The following is a 341-nucleotide window of genomic DNA, read 5'->3' as shown; positions in this document are numbered from 1 at the left end:
GTGTATTCCACCAACCTCTAATGTACTCTAGCCTACCAGTTTCAAATGCACGTTCGGAGTTGAGCCCCGAGATTTCACACCTGACTTGGTAAGCCGCCTACGCGCGCTTTACGCCCAGTAATTCCGAACAACGCTAGCACCCTCTGTATTACCGCGGCTGCTGGCACAGAGTTAGCCGGTGCTTCCTTTGCTGGTACCCTCAAACAATCGTGGTATGAGCACGACTATCTTGTTCCCAGCCGACAGGGCTTTACAACCCGAAGGCCTTCGTCACCCACGCGGCGTCGCTGCGTCAGAGTTTCCTCCATTGCGCAAAATTCCCCACTGCTGCCACCCGTAGG

General features: G+C 55.1%; 1 rRNA gene. It reads right to left on the bottom strand.

The window, feature by feature from the left end:
* A 16S ribosomal RNA gene (locus ACTHSL_RS13265) occupies positions 1 to 341 on the bottom strand; the annotation flags it as partial.

The organism is Neisseria sp. P0008.S010 (assembly GCF_051962715.1).
GTDB classification, from domain to species: Bacteria; Pseudomonadota; Gammaproteobacteria; order Burkholderiales; family Neisseriaceae; genus Neisseria; species Neisseria elongata.
This window is presented reverse-complemented; position numbering and strand designations above follow the sequence as displayed.